The 21,175-nt window shown below is 48.1% G+C and carries 20 protein-coding genes and 2 tRNA genes; 19 read left to right on the forward strand and 3 right to left on the reverse strand.

The genetic code is table 11. The annotated features are described in order from the left end of the window. Positions 1-236: 236 nt before the first annotated feature. The 13 genes from ACY2RR_RS18865 to rpoS all read left to right on the forward strand — a co-directional run bounded on the left by ACY2RR_RS18865 (position 237) and on the right by rpoS (position 15,245). Positions 237-1,091, forward strand: a complete 855-nt coding sequence (locus ACY2RR_RS18865; RefSeq protein WP_490109728.1) for a hypothetical protein — start codon at positions 237-239, stop codon at positions 1,089-1,091. A 503-nt stretch (positions 1,092-1,594) separates the two neighbouring features. After that, on the forward strand, positions 1,595-2,500 hold the full coding sequence (locus tag ACY2RR_RS18870) for a hypothetical protein (RefSeq protein ID WP_490109729.1): 906 nt from the start codon (positions 1,595-1,597) through the stop codon (positions 2,498-2,500). Between the two features lie 127 nt (positions 2,501-2,627). Beyond that, a complete protein-coding gene (locus ACY2RR_RS18875) occupies positions 2,628-3,578 on the forward strand; it encodes an acetyl-CoA carboxylase carboxyltransferase subunit alpha (RefSeq protein ID WP_490109730.1) in 951 nt (316 codons plus the stop codon). A gap of 122 nt (positions 3,579-3,700) precedes the next feature. Then, on the forward strand, positions 3,701-5,056 hold the full coding sequence (gene tilS, locus ACY2RR_RS18880; protein ID WP_490109731.1) for a tRNA lysidine(34) synthetase TilS: 1,356 nt from the start codon (positions 3,701-3,703) through the stop codon (positions 5,054-5,056). A 185-nt stretch (positions 5,057-5,241) separates the two neighbouring features. Beyond that, positions 5,242-7,176: a hypothetical protein gene (locus ACY2RR_RS18885; protein ID WP_490109732.1), complete on the forward strand. Its 1,935-nt coding sequence runs from the start codon at positions 5,242-5,244 to the stop codon at positions 7,174-7,176. A gap of 173 nt (positions 7,177-7,349) precedes the next feature. Further along, on the forward strand, positions 7,350-8,972 hold the full coding sequence (gene pyrG / locus ACY2RR_RS18890; RefSeq protein WP_490109733.1) for a CTP synthase: 1,623 nt from the start codon (positions 7,350-7,352) through the stop codon (positions 8,970-8,972). A 4-nt stretch (positions 8,973-8,976) separates the two neighbouring features. Continuing rightward, on the forward strand, positions 8,977-9,831 hold the full coding sequence (kdsA, locus tag ACY2RR_RS18895) for a 3-deoxy-8-phosphooctulonate synthase (RefSeq protein ID WP_490109734.1): 855 nt from the start codon (positions 8,977-8,979) through the stop codon (positions 9,829-9,831). Positions 9,832-9,989: 158 nt separating this feature from the next. After that, positions 9,990-10,277, forward strand: a complete 288-nt coding sequence (locus tag ACY2RR_RS18900) for an FtsB family cell division protein (protein WP_490109735.1) — start codon at positions 9,990-9,992, stop codon at positions 10,275-10,277. Positions 10,278-10,283: 6 nt separating this feature from the next. Beyond that, positions 10,284-11,375, forward strand: coding sequence for a tRNA pseudouridine(13) synthase TruD (gene truD / locus ACY2RR_RS18905; RefSeq protein ID WP_490109736.1), 1,092 nt, complete (start codon positions 10,284-10,286; stop codon positions 11,373-11,375). 84 nt (positions 11,376-11,459) lie between these two features. After that, complete coding sequence (locus ACY2RR_RS18910; protein ID WP_490109737.1) at positions 11,460-12,122, forward strand: protein-L-isoaspartate(D-aspartate) O-methyltransferase; 663 nt, start codon at positions 11,460-11,462, stop codon at positions 12,120-12,122. 18 nt (positions 12,123-12,140) lie between these two features. Beyond that, positions 12,141-13,067, forward strand: a complete 927-nt coding sequence (locus ACY2RR_RS18915; RefSeq protein ID WP_490109738.1) for a polyprenyl-phosphate transporter — start codon at positions 12,141-12,143, stop codon at positions 13,065-13,067. A 229-nt stretch (positions 13,068-13,296) separates the two neighbouring features. Then, entirely contained in the window at positions 13,297-14,103 is an 807-nt protein-coding gene (locus ACY2RR_RS18920; protein WP_490109739.1) for a peptidoglycan DD-metalloendopeptidase family protein, read from the forward strand. 116 nt (positions 14,104-14,219) lie between these two features. Beyond that, positions 14,220-15,245, forward strand: a complete 1,026-nt coding sequence (gene rpoS, locus ACY2RR_RS18925) for an RNA polymerase sigma factor RpoS (protein WP_490109740.1) — start codon at positions 14,220-14,222, stop codon at positions 15,243-15,245. Between the two features lie 99 nt (positions 15,246-15,344). On the opposite strand, the gene fdxA is transcribed toward rpoS, so the two are convergent. Continuing rightward, positions 15,345-15,668, reverse strand: a complete 324-nt coding sequence (gene fdxA / locus ACY2RR_RS18930) for a ferredoxin FdxA (RefSeq protein ID WP_281647480.1) — start codon at positions 15,666-15,668, stop codon at positions 15,345-15,347. A 359-nt stretch (positions 15,669-16,027) separates the two neighbouring features. After that, on the reverse strand, positions 16,028-16,309 hold the full coding sequence (locus ACY2RR_RS18935; protein WP_490109741.1) for a ComEA family DNA-binding protein: 282 nt from the start codon (positions 16,307-16,309) through the stop codon (positions 16,028-16,030). 200 nt (positions 16,310-16,509) lie between these two features. Between ACY2RR_RS18935 and ACY2RR_RS18940 the strand changes: the two genes are divergently transcribed. From ACY2RR_RS18940 to ACY2RR_RS18950, 3 genes are all read left to right on the forward strand, one after another. Then, positions 16,510-16,586, forward strand: a tRNA-Val gene (locus ACY2RR_RS18940). 31 nt (positions 16,587-16,617) lie between these two features. After that, positions 16,618-16,694, forward strand: a tRNA-Val gene (locus tag ACY2RR_RS18945). Between the two features lie 148 nt (positions 16,695-16,842). Continuing rightward, on the forward strand, positions 16,843-17,106 hold the full coding sequence (locus ACY2RR_RS18950; protein WP_490109742.1) for a hypothetical protein: 264 nt from the start codon (positions 16,843-16,845) through the stop codon (positions 17,104-17,106). Positions 17,107-17,118: 12 nt separating this feature from the next. Here the strand turns inward: ACY2RR_RS18950 and ACY2RR_RS18955 are convergent, their stop codons facing one another. Then, on the reverse strand, positions 17,119-17,925 hold the full coding sequence (locus tag ACY2RR_RS18955) for a type 2 periplasmic-binding domain-containing protein (protein WP_490109743.1): 807 nt from the start codon (positions 17,923-17,925) through the stop codon (positions 17,119-17,121). A gap of 117 nt (positions 17,926-18,042) precedes the next feature. Between ACY2RR_RS18955 and ACY2RR_RS18960 the strand changes: the two genes are divergently transcribed. The 3 genes from ACY2RR_RS18960 to ACY2RR_RS18970 all read left to right on the forward strand — a co-directional run bounded on the left by ACY2RR_RS18960 (position 18,043) and on the right by ACY2RR_RS18970 (position 20,783). Further along, positions 18,043-19,167 (forward strand): radical SAM protein, encoded by a 1,125-nt coding sequence (locus ACY2RR_RS18960; RefSeq protein ID WP_490109744.1) that lies wholly within the window; start codon positions 18,043-18,045, stop codon positions 19,165-19,167. Positions 19,168-19,178: 11 nt separating this feature from the next. Continuing rightward, entirely contained in the window at positions 19,179-19,679 is a 501-nt protein-coding gene (locus tag ACY2RR_RS18965; protein ID WP_490109745.1) for a GAF domain-containing protein, read from the forward strand. 78 nt (positions 19,680-19,757) lie between these two features. Continuing rightward, entirely contained in the window at positions 19,758-20,783 is a 1,026-nt protein-coding gene (locus ACY2RR_RS18970; RefSeq protein ID WP_490109746.1) for a DsbA family protein, read from the forward strand. Positions 20,784-21,175: the final 392 nt, after the last annotated feature.

The raw sequence follows: 21,175 nt of genomic DNA on the forward strand, positions 1-21,175 counted from the left end.
CTCTGTCACAGTCTGGGGTGGGTATGCTGATAGCAGCAAACACTGTACCAAGTTGCGATATCGCTGGCATGACTGTATTTGCGATCATGAGACCTAGAAAATAAGCCCCGCTTTGGCGCAAAGGTTGTCAGTGTGCCCGAAATTGGGACGAGGATAATGTTTTACGGAGCTTGCTATTGGGCGGGAACCGGCTTTGCTCTAGAATAGCTGTAATTTCCATTCAGCATGTAATGTCGATGAATTCTCGCTCCCAGGACGATCTTGACCACCTGCCCAGTATTTCCCTGTCACCGGATGACATGCCTGAGCGCACGCCTGATCGGGGTAAGAAAACCCCTGAAAAGAAACCTTCAGGGAAACCTGAAGCCAATTCCTCGCGTTTTCCATTAGCCACAATTGTGTTGTCTGTAGCGTTTCTGGCGCTGGCTGCTGGTGGTTATCTACAAGTACAGGCTCTGCAGAAAGAGTTGAAAGAGGCCAGAACGCAACTGGCTGCTACCGCCTCATTGCTAACGGAAGTTTCCGGTGCTGTTTCTGAAACCGGTGAATCCGTAAGTAAGAACGACAGCAAGGTGAAAGACGAGCTCAAGGCTGTGAATTTTGAGATTCGTAAGCTGTGGGATCTTTCTAATAAACGTAACCGTCAGAATATTGAAGCCCAAAGTAAGCGTATCGATGCCCTGAGCAGCAGTATTGCCAAGTCAGGCAAAGCCCTGGAAGGTTCGGTTGATCAGATAGATAAGAATACCAAAGAGCTGGCGTCTGCAGAGAAAACCCTGACAGCACTTCAAAAGCAAGTGCGGGCAGTCAATGCCGATGTTGTAGCGGGTTCAACAATTACCCGGGAGCAGATAGATAGTTTGCAGAAAACTGTAGACAGTCTTTCTGCTTCCGTGAAAAAAACAACATCCGAGAATCAGCGCTTTACTGCAGATGTGAAGTCTCAGGTAAAAGATTATGCTGAGAAGATGAAGGCCATTGATGCACACCGGCAACAGGTCAACCGTCGTCTTCTTCAGCTTGAAAACAGTATCCGCAATCTGGAATCTGGTTCCCGTGCAGGGTTAACTGTTAAGCCGGCGAAAGGGTAACGGGTTTTCTCTTCCGGATGGGAGTACTGGGGGCGGTAAATCCCCAAAGTTGCTAAGGTGTTCCAGCAGCAGCCGGTTCTCAATGGTTTTTTCCAGCCGGAGCTCGCGGGATTGATGCTCCCACTGCAATAATGCCTGTTGCTGTGTGCGACAACGTGGCCCGCAGGCATTGCAGGTTTTGCATATAACCCGGTGGCTGAAAATCTGATGGTGCACACTACCTTGTGTGCTGCCACAAAATGGACAAGGTTCCAGCTGAGTGATTGTGGTGGTGCTCATCCTTGAACCGCCTCCCTAATCGTATTGTCTTAACTGCTTTCTTGTGCCGTGCGCTTTAACTGTTATATGTAGTCCAATGCTTGTCAGTACTTCTGTGTCACCATATTCTTAGCGCCTGCCGGACATGTATTAATGCGATTTCAGTTATGAATGCGCGAAATATCCGTTTGTTTGATATTGTACAAAACAATATCTGGGTTTCTATTTTCTGTTGAGTACAACATATGGTGTCTTTTCAGGTTAGAAGGCAAAGTGAGCAGGGGCAAGAACGTACGTCGGCGGGCGTACGAGGCTGCTTTTCCTTCTACCCACTGTTCGGTGTTGTTGCACTATCGCTGCTGATGTCGGGTTGTTCTTTTTGGAATAGCTATTGGCAAGATGACTCCGAACCTCTTCAGGTTGTAGAAAAAACACAACCAACACAAAGAACGGTATGGGAGTTTGTCGATGCAACTCCAGAAGACGTTGGCCAGCTTCTAAAAGGCAGAGGCATGGTGACTCCGGTTTATGAAGTCATGCCGGATAATGAATTGCTGCCGGATTATATTCGCACGGCAAAACTGTTTGATGACTTGAAAAAAGCTGGCCTGAAGTTGACCTCAGCAGAAAATACCCTGAAGTGGCACTATAAAATGGTAATGGCTGTTGAAGAGAGTTGTCCTGATGGGGCGACCGATCCGCTACCTTCCTGCAGTGCACGAAAATGGTACCGGTGGCTGCCGGGATTGGGGTTGGGATTATATGACCAGGATATCCCAAGAAAATTTCTGGAAGATATTCGAGTGGATTACCTGATTATTTCTGATCCCGAAATATACTCCGCCGAAACCGTTAGAGATTTACGTTACGCACCATCTTCGTTACCACTGGTGCAGATGACCCACAAAAGCCGTGAGAAGTTACTTGCTCCTGTTCAGTCGGGAGTAAACCTTGTTGTGGTGCGGGTTAATTATGATGGTCGTCATATAGAAAGCTGGAATCAGGTGGTTGCTAGTTGTTCTCTGCCCCTTGCTGATCCGGGTGTTACCGGGCGAACCCTACGTCGGGAGCGTGAGCGATTGTTGGATACACTTCGTAACTGGTGCCTGACAGGTGTACGGTTAGTGGATAATACTGTGATGTTGTATTAACTATCTTTCCGGAAGTGTATTGCTGGTAATGTTTGGTAACGTCGCCTTACATCTTTTCCCTCGACAAGGTGTCAGGGATTCCTTAATGTGTAGCCAATTTTTACGTGAATGGTTGTGATTCTCGCCAATGAATCCGAACTATCTTGATTTTGAACAACCAATAGCTGAACTCGAAGCCAAGATCGAGGAACTGCGACTGGTTGGCAGTGATAATGAACTGAACATTACCGGTGAGATTGCCACGCTTGAAGACAAGTGTCGTAATCTGACGGCCAATATTTTCAATGACCTTTCGGCCTGGCAGGTTGCCAAGCTGGCCCGTCATCCCCGTCGTCCTTACACCCTGGATTATATCCGCGAAATCTTTACCGATTTCGATGAGATCCATGGCGATCGCCATTTCTCCGATGATCATGCCATTATGGGCGGTATGGCGGAACTGGATGGTCAGCCGGTGATGATTATTGGTCACCAGAAAGGCCGGGAAGTGCAGGAAAAGGTGCGCCGTAATTTTGGTATGCCTCGCCCTGAAGGTTACCGAAAGGCTTGCCGGATGATGGAAATGGCCGAACGTTTCCGTATTCCTATTCTGACCTTTATCGATACTCCGGGTGCTTATCCAGGTATTGATGCAGAAAAGCGTGGTCAGAGTGAAGCTATTGCCTGGAACCTTGCGGTGATGTCCCGCCTGGAAACACCGATTATCTCCACCGTTATTGGTGAAGGTGGCTCTGGTGGTGCGCTGGCTATTGGTGTTTGTGATCGCCTGTTGATGCTGCAGTATTCCACCTACTCAGTGATTTCTCCGGAAGGCTGTGCATCCATCCTGTGGAAAACGGCAGAAAAAGCTTCCGATGCAGCAGAAGCTATGGGTATTACTGCTGCCAGATTGCATGAACTGGGTCTGGTGGATAGAGTGATCGAAGAGCCTTTAGGTGGTGCTCATCGTGATACATCAGTGGCTGCGCAGGGATTGAAAGATGCTCTTCTGGAAGAGCTTGATCGACTGAAAGGCCTGCGAGGTGCTGAATTGGTTCATGCCCGTTACCAGCGTTTACGCGAGATTGGTGTAAGCTAATCTCTCTTAGATTTCTATGTTCCAGGCATCGGCCATAAGCTGGTAGTCTCAAAGCCAGAGCGATATTAGTATTAGCGCTCTGGCTTTTTTATTGTCTTTTTTTCAGGTCACATATCGCGAATATGAAACTCACTCCAGATATTGTTCTTCGGGCCATACAAGGTCAACCTGTGGTGGGTTCTGTTGTTGTCGTTGGGTTCAGTGGCGGTGTTGACTCCACAGTTCTTCTGCATATCTGCAAAACTCTGCGCGATCATAATGACATTAAAGCCCTGCGAGCAGTGCATATTCACCATGGACTGAGTCAATTGGCTGATGGCTGGGCTGATCATGCCCAGGCTTTGTGTGCTAGCTGGGACATTCCTCTTGCGGTTCACCGTGTCAGCTTTGACGGTACAAATAATGTGGAAGAAGCTGCCAGAGAGGCGAGGTATCAGGTCTTTGCAAGTGAGCTGAGTTATGGCGGAGTTCTACTGCAGGGGCATCACCTTGATGATCAGGTAGAAACCGTTTTGTACCGGATTATGAGAGGGACTGGCGTTGATGGCCTGAAGGGGATTCCGGCATCTCGCCCATTGGGAAAAGGGCAAATTATTCGTCCGCTTCTTGGGTGTGAAAGAAAAGATGTAGAAGCATACGCAAAAGAGAATCATCTGGAATGGATTGAAGATGATTCCAATACTGATATTCGCTTTGACAGGAATTTTCTGCGCAACAATGTTCTGCCGGAGCTGGCAGAGCGCTGGCCCGGCATGAAAACCGGTGTAGCAAGGCTGGCAGAGTTAAGTGGTGAGGCGGAAGGCATTCTTCGGAGTGTTGCGGAAGACGATTACAGCCAATGTGTTGTTGAGCTGAACCTTCCTGTTCTTGGAGCAGCCAATGTTCTGGACATTCGCTCTATGGAAGCGCTATCGACTTCTCGTCGTTCTTTATTGCTTAGGGGGTGGCTGCGGCGAGAAAAGTTAGCTGTGCCGTCCCGGGCAACTGTGTTGCAGATTATGGAAGAGGTTGCAGGCGCCCGTGTTGATGGTGAGCCTGTTGTTATATGGGCTGGTGGAGAGGTGCGCCGCTATAAACACTTTCTTGTGGCTTGTCGGCCTGTAGCCAGCTTTGTACCTTTCCATAATATTCCTTATGAGGGAAAGTCTTTGACTCTTCCGGAGCAGAGTCAGATTGATTGTGAGATCGTTGTCGCACCTTCCATGAAACATGGGCGAAGTTGTGTGGCAGCTGATGCCCGTGGGGTGTTTTCTGTTCGCAGCGAAACTGATGTGCAGTCATTTTCATTGCCTGGTAGAAAAGGGAGTAAGACTTTAAAAAAATGGCTTAATGAGCTGGGCGTTCCATCGTGGTTGCGTAATCGGTTGCCTATTCTTCATGATGGTAAACAGCTAATAGCAATACCTGGTCTTTTGGTTGCGGAGGGTTATCAGGCTAAAGCAGGGGAGAAATGTATATCTATAAGCTGGCGACCTTAGACTGCTTTTGAACGTTATCTGGGTTTAACAGAAAGGCTCCAGTTCTCTCTGATTCCTTCCGGTTCGGTAAGTTCCTTTTAATAAACACTCTGCCAACATGCGGTAACAGTTTTTAACAGCTCCCTTGGGCGGCTGGAGATAAGCCTGTCTACACTTCGCTCGATTTTATCCTCTGGTGCAGAAGAATGGCTGTTCAAATTCGAGATAAGGGTGTGTATTCCGGTTTTCTGCCAGCTGCCTTAGCGCTGGCTGTTGCTATGGGTGTTAGCGAAATCAGGGCTGAATCAGGTTCTGAACCCTCGGAGCCCGATGATGTTGCCTCTTATAGTGAACCTTCAGGCAAAGAAGATGCGCATAAGAGTAAAGAGCAGGAATCAACTGAACCACTTTTACAGGATGCGCGGCTCTTTAGTGGTGCTACAGGTATGGCTCTGGAGTTCTCAGTGAACCCTTGGGCAATGGGCGATAACGATACCCAAGCCACAATAGAGGCAGATGATGAGCGGCGCTACCGATACGACGATATTCCTGAAGAGGAGTCTCTCTCTTTTTATTCCCATGAGGGTAAAAAGACCCGGGTTGACTCTGTTCAGGTTGCTCGTATCGCCGCTTCCTATACCGATCAGGGAATGCTCGACGATATCGCTATACCCGACACTGTTGATGATGATCAGGCGGAGGCGTTGGAAAGAGCTTTGGGGAAAGCTGTCAGGGCTTTAGCAAAATTAGATCCGACTGTTTTGCAGTCTGTAGATGATGACACTACTGCTCTGATTGTGGCTGGTGGTCCTCAGGTTGCCATGACTATATACAGTGGTATGGAGCCTATTCATCCCCTGTTTAAGGTAGTTGTACCCAGTAAAGGGCGTAGCAATATCGAAATCCTCGATGAAGAGTTTGATCATCTGGTGCAATCCCTTGCGCCAGGAGAGAAAATTAAGTTTTCCAAAAAATTTAACGTTGTTGGGGTTGTGGCAACCCACAAGGGCAGTGCGTTGACGGCGGCTTACAGATATCTGAAAGATGCTGTGAGTAGTATGGAATACAGAAAGCTGCGTTCGAATCTGTTAAAACTTGATCTGCTAGGCGAGGGAGCCTGGAGTCAGGTTGGTGAATATAACCGGCTGGTTGCAGGGACTAGTGGTAGTCCTCCTATTGCACAGGTATTGGATGAGTTGAAAGCAGGTGGAAATGTCAGTGCTAATGTACAGATTTATCAGGGCTATGGAACCAGTCTGCCGGATATTGTGCCTAAATCCAGTGATGATCTTGGTAAAGTGATGGCTGATATTTCCCATCTGTTGATGGGAGTGAAGGACGGTAAAGCAACTGGTATGAGGCTTAACCCTGGGGATGCGTCAAAAGTCAGGGTTGTTGTACCACCGGAGATGGCGGCAAAGATTCGTTCCCAGTCTAACTGGAATGATCATGCTGATGCCGTTGGCCGTATCCAGGCTGCTTTGGGTGATGGTAAGGACGTAAAACATCTTGTTAAAAATCAGATTGTAGCTGATGACAATTTAGATAGAGGCATAGGTGGAGAAGCTCCTGCAACCCGGGGGCAGGCAATAAGGGCTCATTTGCGTGGGACAGTTCGGGCCTTTGGCGTTAGTGCTGTTGTCGGGGGGACTATTAGTGCCGGGGTTCGTGTTTATGACCGTTATCGTCAGGATGGCAAACTACCTCATAACTATACAGAAGCTGAGATGGTCAAGCTGGCAGGGCATACAGTGCGTGATGGGGTTTATCATGGTGTTGGTGGCGCGGCCGCTTTTACTGTTGAGAGGGTGACGGGCCTGCCTGCACCAGTTGTTGGTGCGGGGATGGGTGTTGCACATACTTTGTTTGACAATTATCAGGCCGGGAAGCTGACCTGGGAAAATGCAGCCCCGGATTCTGTTCGTGTTGGCGTTGAGTCACTGGCGGCCGGTACAGCAGGCTGGATTGGTAGCAGTGCCACAACCCTGATTGCCGGAACTTCCACTCCTGTCCATGTCACCGGCGCTCTTGCTGGTAGTTTGGTAGGACGTTATGCCTACCAATATGTCCTTGATAACTATGGCCATGCTCTGCCCAAGGTCCTCTCTGATAAACCTGATGTGGTGTTGAAGTTGCATTGATCCCTGGCATGGCATTCGGTTGTGCGATAGCCGCCGAATGCCATCATTTTTGATGAAAAATCCCTCTTTTCATTGAGGCATCGGGTGCTGTTTGGTATCCTACAACCCCATCTTGATTAACTTCTTCCTCTACCCCAAAAGGCGATTAACGCCTACCAGAAAACGGGTTTTCAATGACGCGCTATATATTCGTCACGGGCGGTGTTGTTTCCTCTCTTGGAAAAGGCATTGCGGCCGCTTCTCTTGCTGCCATTCTTGAGGCACGCGGCCTGAAGGTTACCATGCTCAAGCTGGACCCTTACATCAACGTGGATCCGGGCACTATGAGTCCGTTCCAGCATGGTGAAGTTTTTGTTACTGAAGATGGGGCCGAGACCGATCTCGATCTTGGTCACTATGAGCGTTTTGTCAGCACCACCATGACTCAGGGGAATAACTTTACCTCTGGCCGTGTGTATGAGCATGTGCTGAAAAAAGAACGCCGTGGAGACTACCTGGGCGGAACAGTTCAGGTGATTCCTCACATTACTGATGAAATCAAATCCCGCATTATTGCCGGTGCTGGCGATGCTGATGTGGCGCTGGTGGAAATTGGCGGTACTGTGGGTGATATTGAATCCCAGCCATTCCTGGAAGCTGTTCGTCAGCTAAAAGTAGAGCTTGGCCCTCGTCGCGCACAACTGATGCACCTGACTCTGGTGCCATGGATTAAGACGGCCGGTGAGCTGAAAACCAAGCCAACCCAGCACTCTGTAAAAGAACTGCGTTCCATTGGTATTCAGCCAGATGTACTGATTTGTCGTTCCGAAAAACACATCGATATCTCTTCCCGTCGCAAGATTGCCCTGTTCACAAACGTGGCTGAGAAGGCGGTTATCTCTCTGGAAGATGCGGATTCTATTTACAAGATTCCTGGCATGCTGAAAGAGCAGGGTCTGGATGAAACTCTGGTGGAAAACCTGGGACTGGAATGTAAGCCTGCAGACCTATCTGAATGGGATGATGTGGTTGAGCGTGAGTTCAACCCCAAGCAGGAAGTGACTGTCGCTATGGTCGGCAAGTACATGGAACTGCTAGATGCGTACAAGTCTCTGATTGAGGCCATGAAGCACGCTGGTCTGAGCGCTCACACCAAAGTCAACCTGCGTTATATCGACTCTGAAGAGATTGAGCGCAACGGTACTGATGTTCTGAAAGATGTTGATGCCATTCTGGTACCCGGTGGCTTCGGCAACCGTGGTGTGGAAGGCAAGATTGCCACTGTTCGCTATGCCCGTGAAAACAAGGTTCCTTATCTGGGAATCTGTCTGGGTATGCAGGTTGCGGTTATTGAATATGCTCGCCATGTGGCTGGTATTGAAGGCGCGAACAGTACCGAGTTTGACGCTGATGCCAAGCATCCGGTTATCGGCCTGATTACCGAGTGGATGGATGAAACCGGCCAGGTTGAGCAACGCACTGAAACCTCTGACCTCGGCGGCACTATGCGTCTGGGTGCACAGCTCTGTCACCTTGAACCAAGCACTAATGCCCGTGCAGCCTATGGCGAAGAAACTATTAAAGAGCGCCATCGTCACCGCTATGAGGTGAACAATAACTATGTTGAGCAGCTGGAAAAAGCAGGTTTAACCATTTCTGGCCGCTCTGTGGATAAGTCTCTGGTAGAAATGGTTGAAGTAGCAGACCACCCATGGTTTGTTGCCTGCCAGTTCCATCCGGAATTTACTTCCACCCCACGCTACGGACATGGCCTGTTCACAGCGTTTGTAGAAGCAGCTGTTAAGGAAAGAGGGTAAGCTGATGCAGCATAAAACCATTGCGCTGCCTAACGGTATTGAGGTCGCCAACAACAAGCCGTTTGTGCTGTTTGGCGGTATGAATGTTCTTGAGTCCAAGGAATTGGCTCTGGAAATTGCCGGACATTACGTGGAAGTGACCAACAAGCTTGGCATTCCTTACGTTTTCAAGGCGTCCTTCGATAAGGCTAACCGTTCCTCCGTGGCTTCTTACCGTGGTCCGGGTATGGACAAAGGTCTGGAAATACTGAAGGCGATTAAGGATACCTATGGTTGCCCGGTCGTCACCGACGTGCACGAAACTTTCCAGTGTAAGCCTGTTGCCGAAGTCGCTGACGTTATTCAGCTGCCAGCTTTCCTAGCCCGCCAGACTGATCTGGTTGTTGCCATGGCGGAAACCGGCGCCGTTGTTAACGTTAAAAAGCCTCAGTTTATGAGTCCACCACAGGTTGGCAATATCGTTGATAAGTTCAAAGAAGCTGGCAACGAAAAGATTATGCTGTGTGAGCGTGGTGCTTGCCACGGTTACGATAATCTTGTTGTGGATATGCTGGGCTTCCGCACTATGGCAGAAGTCAGCGGCGGCGCTCCCCTGATCTTTGATGCGACCCACGCTCTGCAGTGTCGTGATCCTAATGGCGCAGCCTCTGGTGGTCGTCGTCATCAAGTCACCGAACTGTCCCGCGCTGGTCTGGCTCTTGGAATTGCCGGTCTGTTTATCGAAGCTCATCCTGACCCTGATAAAGCCCGTTGCGATGGTCCTAGTGCTTTGCGGCTGAGTCAGCTGGAACTGTTCCTGAAGCAGATGAAAGCTTTGGATGATCTGGTGAAAGGCTTCGAAGAGCTGGATACCAAGTAAACTTCTGATTATTTGAAGTTCATAATAAGGGGAAGGTTTTACGACCTTCCCCTTTCTGTTGCTGAAGCTTTTGTTGCTCAACAAAGAAATTTGGTAGCGGAGCAAAGTGTTGTTATGTACTGTAACTAAGTTCTATTTTGCGTGGCTGATTGAGGTTTATGCGTCCGGTAACGATTGTTCTGTCAGTTCTTCTGGTTGTGCTCCAGTTTAAGCTTTGGGTAGGCGAAGGCAGTCTTGCCCAGCTGATGCGTGTGCGTGAGCAGGTGCAAGAACAGCAGCAGAAAAACAGCCTGATGCAGGCCCGGAATGACGCGCTGGCCGCTGAGGTGGTTGCTCTTCAGCAGAAGGGAACCAGACAGGCCGGTCTGGATGCTTTGGAAAATCTGGCCCGCAGTGAATTAGGCATGGTGCGTGAGAACGAAACTTTTTTCTTTATGCCGGACTGATGTGATATGTCCTCTTCCCAAGAAGTTTCTCCTATCGGGTCTTTAGACTGGCCTCTCGCCTTTGGTGGTCGTGCTGGATCAGCTCTGTTTAAAACTGTTCCTGAAGATTTTCAGGTGCGTGAACAGTTACCATTTGAACCCGTAGGGCATGGTGAACACCTTTTTCTTCGAATTGAAAAGACAAACCAGAATACCTCATGGCTGGCACGGCAGCTTGGAAAACTGGCTGACGTTCCCTCTGTGGATATCAGCTATGCGGGGCTGAAAGATCGGCACGGGGTCACTGAGCAGTGGTTCAGTCTGCGTATTCCTGGTTTGCCTCCTGAGCATGAATTTGAGGCGTGGCAGCAAAAGTTCTCTGCTATAGAAGGCGTTAAGTTATTAAAAGCTGTTCGCCATGATCGTAAGCTGCGAACAGGTGCACTGGACGGCAATCACTTTGTGATTCGGTTGCGGGATTTTGAAGGTGACCGCAGTCGTCTGGAAAACCTGCTGGAAACTGTGCAAAAGAGTGGTGTTCCCAACTATTTTGGTGAGCAGCGCTTTGGGCAAGGTGGCCATAACCTGACACTGGCGAAGAAATTGTTCTCCGGGGAAATTAAACTGGCTCGGGAAAAACGTGGTTTCGCTCTTTCTGCAGCCCGATCCAAGATATTTAATGACGCGCTGGGTGAGCGGGTGGCTTCCGAAACCTGGCTGGATATGAATGACGGCGATGTGCTGACATTCCCTGATTCCGCTTCTCTTATATTTCCTGAGCGTCGTGACGATTCTGTAGCAGAGCGTTTTGCTTCAGGTGTGCTGCTGGCGACTGGTCCGCTTTGGGGTAAAGGTCGTTCTGGTTGTGCAGGGCATATTGAAGAGTTGGAGAAGGCCGCAGCCAGCAAAAATACGGAATTTGCTGCTGGGCTCGAAAAGCGAGGTTTGAAGCAGGAACGCAGATCACTGGTGTCTCAGGTTAAAGACTTGTCCTGGTTATGGGATGGTAATGATCTGGAATTGCGCTTTTTCCTGTATAAGGGCTGTTATGCGACATCGGTCATTCATGAATTATTGGATTGTCGTACACCTCCTGTCGTAGAAAATCCGACTCTTTGATGAATAGTCGTGGCAGGTTGGTTAGGATAAGGAAGATATTTTCATAAAGCGGCTGGTTTTGGGATTAAGGAGTTAGATTTAGGTATGGGTGGAGTAAACCTGGCCGGTATAGGGATGACATCCCAGAGAACCCGTGATCGCCTGATTGAGCGTTTGTATGATCAGGGGATTGCCAGTCATCAGGTGATTGACAGTATTCGTTCTGTTCCCCGCCATATTTTTATCGATGAAGCTCTGGCCCATCGAGCTTATGAAGATACGGCTTTGCCTATTGGTCATAATCAGACTATTTCCCAACCTTTTATTGTTGCCCGGATGACTGAGGCGTTGCTCGCCACAGGTCCTCTGAAAAAGGTGCTGGAAATTGGTACCGGCTCTGGATACCAAACCGCTGTTCTTGCCAACCTGGTTGATGAAGTGCGCACTGTTGAACGTATCAAGCCGTTGCAGGCAAGAGCGCGCCAGAAGCTCCGGATGATCAAAGCCCATAATATTCTGTTCCGCCATTCTGATGGTGGCATGGGCTGGCCGGAAGAGGGGCCTTATGATGGCATTCTGGTGACTGCCGCGCCGGAGAGAATTCCTGCAGAATTACTTCAGCAGTTGGCTGTAGGCGGGCGCCTGGTGATTCCGGTGGGTGGGCAGGAGCAAAGCCTTTATCGCATTACCCGCACAGAGTCCGGATTTGAGAAAGAATATCTTGAAGCCGTTCGTTTTGTTCCCCTCTTGAGCGGCGTTATCCGCTAGTTCCATTTGTGGCAGTGTATGAATTTGAGATCATCTTTTTTACTTTTCAGTAAAGGTCTGGCCATGGGGGCGGCCGATGTTGTCCCTGGCGTGTCAGGCGGAACCATTGCTTTTATTACCGGTATTTATGATCAGTTATTAAATAGCCTGAAGCAATGTGGCCCCGGTGCGCTGAAAGTTTTGTTCAGTGATGGCATTGCGGCTTGCTGGAAGCATATTAATGGCACCTTTCTGGTGACCTTGTTTGCAGGAATTCTGACCAGTGTTTTCACTCTGGCCCGGCTGATTACCTGGTTGCTGGAGCATTACCCTATTCAGGTCTGGTCATTTTTCTTTGGGTTGGTTTTGATTTCAGCCTGGCACGTGGGGCGGCAGATTAGCTGGAATGGTTCTTCTCTGGTTACCCTTGTTGTTGGCGCTGTTCTGGCGTGGATAATTGCTGGCGGTATTCCTGCGGCTGGGCAGGATGCCAGCCTTGTTGAGTTCTTTCTGGTGGGGGCTCTGGCTATCTGTGCCATGATTCTTCCCGGAATCTCGGGAAGTTTTATCCTTTTGCTGTTGGGGTATTACGCTCCGGTTATGATGGCTGTGAAAGGATTGGATATACCGGTTCTGGCGGTACTGGCTCTCGGCTGTGTTGCTGGGTTGCTGACGTTTTCTCATTTCTTGTCTTGGCTGTTGCTGAAAGCACGAATAGCGACCTTTGGTTTTCTGGTTGGCCTTATGCTTGGCTCTCTGAACAAGCTCTGGCCCTGGAAGGAAGTGATTAGCACCCGGATTAACAGCAAGGGAGAGATGGTACCTCTTCTGCAACAGAATATTCTTCCAGCAGCTTATGAACAGCTAAATGCAGCCCCTTCGATGCTGACAGCAGCGATTGCCTGCATGATGGTGGCCATTGTTCTTGTTGTTGGGGTGGACTGGGTAGTTGCTCGCAATAAGTAACTGCTGGGTTGTTTTCTGTGTCGTGAATGTGAGCTTTGGCTGGGGATAAGTGAAGTATTTTATCCTTCTATGTCTAAAACTGGCGCCGATACAAGAGCAAAACGTGTGGATTAGTGGTGAATATTGCACCTTTTTTAGATTTTTTTGTTCGTATATGTTCGTTTTATATAGTTTCTAGAAATTAAAAAGAGAGGATCGCAGAGGGGCTGTGATTCGACAGGATGTGAAGATGATCACAAGGTCGGTGTTTTTTCATTTGAGTGTTTGCTCAAAAATGATGAGCATTGGCCTGTGCCTGCTATTGCTGGCTTCCTGCGCTTCTCCACCATCGAATATACCCATCTCTTCCCTTACAAAACCGGCCACAGTGACCTGGGGAACCCATACCGTTCAAAGGGGTGAAACACTTTACACCATTGCCTGGCGTTATGGCCAAGAATTCAAGAGGTTAGCCGCCATTAATGGTATACGCGCCCCCTATACCATTTACCCTGGGCAGAAGCTTCGTCTGGGTGGAAAGGCCAAGACACAAACGGTTACCCGGAAACCTTCACAAAAGAAAACGGTCGCAGCCTCTTCACAAGCGCGCTCGACAAGAGTAGAGTCCGCGTCGAACAAAAAACGATCAACATCTACCAAAGGTGCACAATCGGTTTCTGGGGGTAAAGTTCGCTGGCAATGGCCAGTTTCTGGAAAAGTGATTACGAAATTTTCCACATCCGGACGGCTTTACAAGGGTGTTGCTATTGCTGGTCGGATCGGAGAACCTGTTAACGCAACGGCGGGTGGAAAGGTTGTTTATTCCGGAGCCGGGTTAACAGGGTATGGAAACCTGGTAATTATTAGACACAACAGTAGCTATCTCAGTGCTTACGCTCACAATAAAACTCTTCTGGTGAGCGAAGGTGACACCGTTAAAGCGGGTCAGAAGATAGCCGAATTAGGTTCTACAGGGACTAACGAGCCAAAGCTGCACTTTGAAATACGGCGCAATGGTAAGCCTGTTGATCCTCTTCTTTTCTTGCCGAATCGATGAGGTAATCAGTAAGAAGTAGCGGTTGGGCATATAAAAGACGGACCTGTAACAAGGTCGTCGATACAGCCAGAGGCTGTTCGGCTGTGAGTGGGACCAATTAGATAGGGCTGGCACTTATGGCACTAAAAAAGGAAGAGACTGAATTAACCGCAGTGAGCCAAGGTTCTGATACTGAAACGGAGTTCGATTCAGACCAGGCAAAAGAAGTCGGCGGGAGCGATTCGGAGTCGTCTCAGCAAAATACAGTGCAGAAAAGCGCGACTTCCAGTACACCTCGTGTGCGGGAAGAAGATGCTTTCTACAAATCTCTTGATGCAACCCAGATGTATCTCAATGAGATTGGCTTTTCCCCGTTGTTAACACCGGAAGAGGAGGTGCACTTCGCACGCCTTGCCCGCAAAGGGGTTGAAGCTGGTCGCCGACGTATGATTGAGAGTAATCTGCGGCTGGTAGTGAAGATCTCCCGACGGTATGTAAACCGTGGGCTTTCTCTGCTGGATCTGATTGAAGAGGGTAATCTCGGCTTAATCAGGGCGGTGGAAAAGTTCGACCCGGAAAGAGGCTTCCGTTTCTCAACCTATGCAACCTGGTGGATCAGGCAAACCATTGAACGGGCGATTATGAATCAGACCCGCACAATTCGTCTGCCCATTCATGTGGTTAAGGAACTGAATGTTTATTTGCGGGCGGCTAGGGAGCTGACTCAAAAACTGGATCATGATCCTACCCCGGAAGAAATTGCAGAGCTGCTCGATAAGCCTGTTGATGACGTCAAGCGTATGCTTGGTCTGAATGAGCGAGTGACATCTGTTGATACGCCTTTGGGGCATGACTCTGATAAGTCGATCCTTGATACTATCTCTGATATTCGTGAGAGCGACCCCGCAGTTTTGCTGCAGGATAGCGATTTGAATACCAGTATTGATAAATGGCTGTGTGAATTGTCTGAAAAACAACGAGAAGTCGTTGCCAGGCGATTTGGTTTAAGAGGCTATGAAACCAGTACTTTAGAAGAGGTCGGTAAAGAGATTGGTTTAACCCGGGAGCGGGTCAGACAGATTCAGGTTGAAGCACTCAAGCGTCTGCGTCTGATTCTCGAAAAGCAGGGATTAACCAGTGATTCGCTGTTCAGTGGGAATTGAGTTCGGTTAACGGATTCAGTTGAACTCCTTGACAATAAAAAAGCCATGATTATTCAGTAATCATGGCTTTTTTCATAATGGGTGTTTTACAAGAAGGAATTAACGCTCGAGGTGTTCCAGCTTTCCTTCCTTGCCATCCCATTCTTCGGCATCAGGTAGAGAGTCTTTTTTCTCGGTGATGTTTGGCCATACTTCTGCCAGCTCAGCGTTGAGTTCAATAAACTCCTGCTGATCTTCCGGAACTTCATCTTCTGAGAAAATAGCGTTGGCTGGACACTCAGGTTCACACAGTGCGCAGTCAATACATTCATCGGGGTGAATGACCAGAAAGTTCGGGCCCTCGTAAAAACAATCAACAGGGCACACTTCTACACAGTCTGTGTATTTGCACTTGATGCAGTTATCACCCACTACGAAAGCCATGGCAGATACTCCATTTTCAGTTCATCAGGACTCAGGCATTGTCATTTTAGCGCCGTTCCGGAGCCTTGCAGTGGCTTAACAGTCACTTCTGGCTCGCTGGCTTTTTTGCGACGCTATATTATCAGCTCATATCTTCGGGTAATAGTCTGTAAACCGAGTTCATTAGGCTTAGCGGTCATAAGCTTATGTCCGCCAAACCTGTTTGTGATCTGTTCAGCATCATGCGTTCTTGAAGGCGGGAGTTGCTTAACGGTGAATCTAATGGAGTTTGTAGGGGGAAGAGCTTGGAGAGTTGCCCCGCTATCAAGGGTTGTATTTCTAATAGCGAGGCAATCGATACACTTTATGTGTAGAGGTTATTACTCTGTTGTCATAATCGAGCGGTTAGCCTTGATCGTTTTTAAACCGACTCCGCGCACCTCACTCAGCTCGTCTACAGTTTTGAACTCTCCATGTTCTTTACGGTGGTCAACGATTCTCTGAGCCGTTTTTTCGCCTACATATTTCAACTCTTTGTCGAGAGTTTCAGCGCTGGCAGTGTTGATATTAACCTTGGTTGATTCCGCTTCATTAGCCCAGGAAGGGGAAGCAATTAACGCAAATGAGAAAAGGGTGGCAGAAGCGATTTTCTTGAGTAACATCGGTAACCTCCATGTAGTACCTGAATCAGGGCGTTACCCTTCAAGTTCTAGTTAAGGATGGCGCTGTGCGCAAGGCTGGTTATTTTGCCAGTAGATGTGTGACGGATATCCGGCGCTTTGGGGTAACTCCCTACGCTTTAAATCGTGGGTTGGACTTGCGTTTTTATTAACTGAAAGGTAACTTACGCCGCGTCTTCTGAAGACGGTTAGCTCAGTTGGTTAGAGCGCCACGTTGACATCGTGGAGGTCGCTGGTTCAACTCCAGTACCGTCTACCAATTCTTTGGTTAAATCAGAAGTACAAGTTTTAGGCGGTTAGCTCAGCTGGTTAGAGCGTTACGTTGACATCGTAGAGGTCGCTGGTTCGACTCCAGTACCGCCTACCAATTTTAAAAGCCTGCTTTCATCGAAAGCAGGCTTTTTTCGTTTAAAGTCTGATATTAATCAGACTTTAAAGAGGTTTTGGCTATATGGTGCTGTCTTTGCCTTTATTCTGCCTACACTAAGCGGGTAGGGCGGACACAGGGAGTTGATATGGCCAGCCAAGAAAAACAGCGTATCCTGGACGGAATTGAAGCGTTATATCCAGCGGATGCTGGTCATGGACGTTCTGCTTTTATTGGCCAGATTCTTCTCCATCATGCCCTCGAAAATACCTACTATAACTGGCGGGATCTTCCCCTGAGTGTTCTTGAACGTTACCTTGCCGTTTGTGAAGATTATGAACGTAAGACTGAGGAGAATATGAACGGCTCGGGCAATTCTCTCGATTCTTTGCCGGGTTACCTAAAGCACTGACACTGTTGCAGGTTATAAAGATTCCCGCTTCTCAAGTTGATAACTCATCCACTTATATAAACTGTCATTCAATATCTTTTCTGCGTTCCCAGATCTTGTGAGTTCTTGCAGGTCGGTATTCAGTTGTGGAATTGATATGCTGCAGTCGAGATTTTTTGAGAATGCAACGTATACTGGAATCTTCTGGGTTATTAAGGGCAGCTTTTCCAGTGTGCCTTCGAGGTTAAGTAGGGATACAAGAAGATCGTCCTGAATGTTGGGATAAATTGTGTAATCCACCCGTCCTACCTTTAGCATTTTCAGAGCCAGGTTTGGTGTGAAGGTTCGAATGAGCTTTTTGGGTTTCTGCTGATTGTGGAATATCTCTTCAACAGATAACTGATCAGGCATTGCTCCCTTAAGTTCAAGCAGGTCATTCCAGCTATTGGGTTTTTTGTCGCTTGACCGCTTCGTTAAAACTGTGAGGCTGTGGGTGTAAAGCGGGGTGCTGCTGAAGGTGGCGATCTCTGATGTTTCGGGGGTTTTTGGAATGCCGGTAATTAGTTGAATTCGCCCATCGCTGAGCGCCTTCAAAACCCGGCGATAACCGCCAACATGATCGGTCTTGAGTTCTATTCCCTGCTCTTTCAGCGCCAGTGTGAGCAGGTCTCTTGCGGCTCCCCGTGTCTCGCGGTAATCGCTCCAGACAACAGGCGGAAAATCAGGGGGGCCTGCCATTGTGAGTGACGAGCAGGTTTCTGCAATAACTTTGGTTGAAGTAAACTGAACCAAAATGACTGCGAGCGTTTGTATCAGTGTGTAGAGTGTTTTTCTGATCATGCAGCTCTTGTGTGTTGTTTTTCTACTACATCAGGAATATTTTGCACAGTCGTTCCAGCTAATGCAAAAGGTATATGGGCTGTTGGCTCTTTATTGATTGTTTGTAATATGAAATATATGTCTTTCCGAGAAACTGTTAATGAAGACTTTCTGGTTCGTGAGTTGCCGGATGGGCTTAAGCTCGAGTGCTCTGCTGGTGGTGTTTCGGTTCGTCTGGGTTTGAGTGGGGAATGGAGTACCTTTCGTGATAGTGGCAGGTTTTATCGCCGCTGTGTGGATGGGAGTGTTGTCTCTTCACAGGGTGCGTTAATTTTGCCTCAAGTTGATGTCCGGCTTATTCATGACGAAATAGTAGATGTGTGTCGCCGAGTATTAGGTGAAGGTGTTGAGGGTTTGGAGTCCCAGACTGTTAAAGTTTTAGAGAAATGTATTGAACTGCCAGAAGAATTTTATAGTCTTCAGCAAGATAGCTATTTAAAAGCTTATCCTGACGGTGTACCTGTTCTTCCACCTGATCGTTATCGAGATTTGGTGATACCCGTCACAACAGGTTGTCCAAATGGGCAATGCTCTTTCTGTGCTTTTTATCGTGACAAACCGTTCTCCTTAATTGAGCAGAATCGCTGGGATGAGATTGTTGACTCCCTACAGCAGCTTTTCCCAAGAGGTATAGCTGGGCGTAATGGTATTTTTCTAGGCTCGGCAAATGCTTTAGCACTTCCTTTTTTACTGTTGGAGTCGGCTCTGAGTCGTATTGTTAACTTTTTTGGGTTTCCTATGCGGGGAGTGTCGTGTTTTGGTGATGCTGACCGAATGGGAGTGCGAAAGGTTGAGCACTGGGAAGTGTTAAGAAGTAAAGGGCTGACCCAGGTTGTGCTCGGCTTGGAGACTGGCTCTGGTGTGCTGCGGGAAAGTCTTGGTAAAAGCAGGCAATTGGCGAAAACTAGTGATCTTGTTTCTCAGCTGCGGCAGGCTGGTATTGGTGTCGGACTTACTGTTCTTACAGGATTTCTTGAGGAGGAGTCTTTTGCTGTTCATAAAGAAGCGACTTGTCAGTTTATACGGTCGCTGGAATTAACCGCAGAAGATAGGGTATATATATCGCCTTGGTTTGCAGATGGGGCAAAAGAACCTGAAAGTCGTGCTTATGACGAAGCGCATGAAATAAAAACTGTGCTCTCAAGGCAAACGGCTGCCCGTGTTACTGCTTACTCATCTCATAATTTTTATTATTTTTCCTGAGCAATGTAGTCATGTTTTCCATAGAAATTAATCAGGATCAGCCTGTATCTGATTTTTACCATGAGCTGAACCAGTTGGCAGAAGGGCTTCTTTCTGCGGAGGCGGACCCGATTGCCGGGATGGCTAACCTTTCGAGCTTTTTGTTCCAGGTTCTTCCTGATATTAACTGGGCTGGCTTTTATTTAATGAAGGGAGAGGGGCTGGTGCTGGGGCCGTTTCATGGTCAGCCCGCCTGTACTCGTATTCCACTTGGGCGTGGTGTGTGTGGAACGGCTGCCAGTGAAAACATAATTCAGCGTATTGCCGATGTTGATGCATTTGCTGGTCATATTGCCTGTGATGCTGCCAGCCAAAGTGAAATTGTTCTTCCTTTGGTGTGCGATGGGCAAGTGGTTGCTGTGCTGGATATTGATAGTCCCATTAAAAACCGTTTCTCAGCGGATGATGAGATGGGTTTGTGCCGATTGGTTGAACTGATTCAGGAAAGCTTGCACCTGTCTAAATTGTACTGAATTGTATTGCCGGGTTGACCCTGGAGCTTGAGCTACCTAGGATTTCCTGAGGTTAATAAAAACAGTGAATAATAAGTTATGAATCCAAAGGTGCTTCTGGCTCTGGGGGCTGGTCTGGTTGTTGGTGGGCTGTCTACGTTTCTTTATCTCGATAAGAATGTAAAAAATGATACTGCTTCTCAGGCTGTGCTGGCGATGCAGGGTAAGGAGTATTCTGTCGAACAGCTGCCTCCAGCTGCGGCGCGTGCTTTATTCGAAGTCCAGCGTGAAGCCTGGGGGCGTCAGAATCAGATAATTTCTGGTGCGGCCGGCGAGATGTTTGTTCAGGAGAAGGTGAAAGAGAGTGGTCGTGACCGTCAGGAAGTCCTGATGGAGGTTATGGGGCTGAGTTCTCCTTCTGAAGAACAAATGAAAGCGTTTTATGAAGAAAACAAAAATCGAATTCCCGCCCCTTACGAGCAGGTAAAGGAGCAGATTCATAATTTCCTTATCGGCCAGGACTTACAGCAAAAGCGTGAACAGTTAACTGATCGTCTGCGCAATGAGCTGGGTATGAAGGTTCTGCTGCCAGAGCCTGAAGCTCCTTTAACTGTTATAGATACGAAAGGCTTCCCATCTAAAGGTAATGCTTCTGCACAATATACCGTTGTAAAGTTTGCGGATTATCAGTGCCCCCACTGCGCCCATGCAGCTGAATCAATGGATAAATTGATGGAAGAAATTGGAGACAAAGTTCGCCTGGTTTATATGGACTTCCCTATTAACAGTTCAGGTATCTCCCGCGATGTGGCTTTGGGTGCTGTTTGTGCCGATGAGCAGGGTAAGTTCTGGGAATACAATAAAGCAGCTTTTGATCAGCAATCTTCATTAAATGAGCAATCAAAAATGACTCTGGCTGAAGGTCTTGGGTTGGATGTGAATGCTTATAATGAATGTCTTGCCAGTGATCGCCCAGAAGATAAGGTTGCCCGTTCTGAATCAGAAGCTGAGCGTTTAGGGCTTACTGGTACTCCAGCCTTCTTTGTTAATGGCAAAGTTTTACAGCCGGAGAATTTGGCTGAAGGTCTTGGTGTCGCGATTCGTAAGGCGGCTCATATTAACTAAGCACTCTCTCTTTTATTTAAAAACCGGCATGGCTTCAGTCACGCCGGTTTTTTGTTTTTGATTCGTCGGTATTAGGTAAATGCCGTATATCTCAATAATGTTCTTGACCTGAATCAGAATCTGATTAGAATGCGCCCTCGTTGTCACCGGCCAAGACCAACGGCAACAGAGTTAAGTCATTTCTAACTAATTGATTAACAAGAAATTGTTTTGAAAATCAGTAAAAACGAATCACTTGACACCGACAGCTTCCACGGTAAAATGGCGGCCTCGCTGATCGGACAGCTTCTTAGCTTCCTTCTCTTCAAGAGTTAATTCAGCAATCCTCATCACGAAATGCGTTGATGAGCGATCTTTAACAAAGAATTCAGGCAATTCGTGTGGGTGCTTGC

This window comes from Parendozoicomonas sp. 2304DJ65-17 (assembly GCF_058148445.1).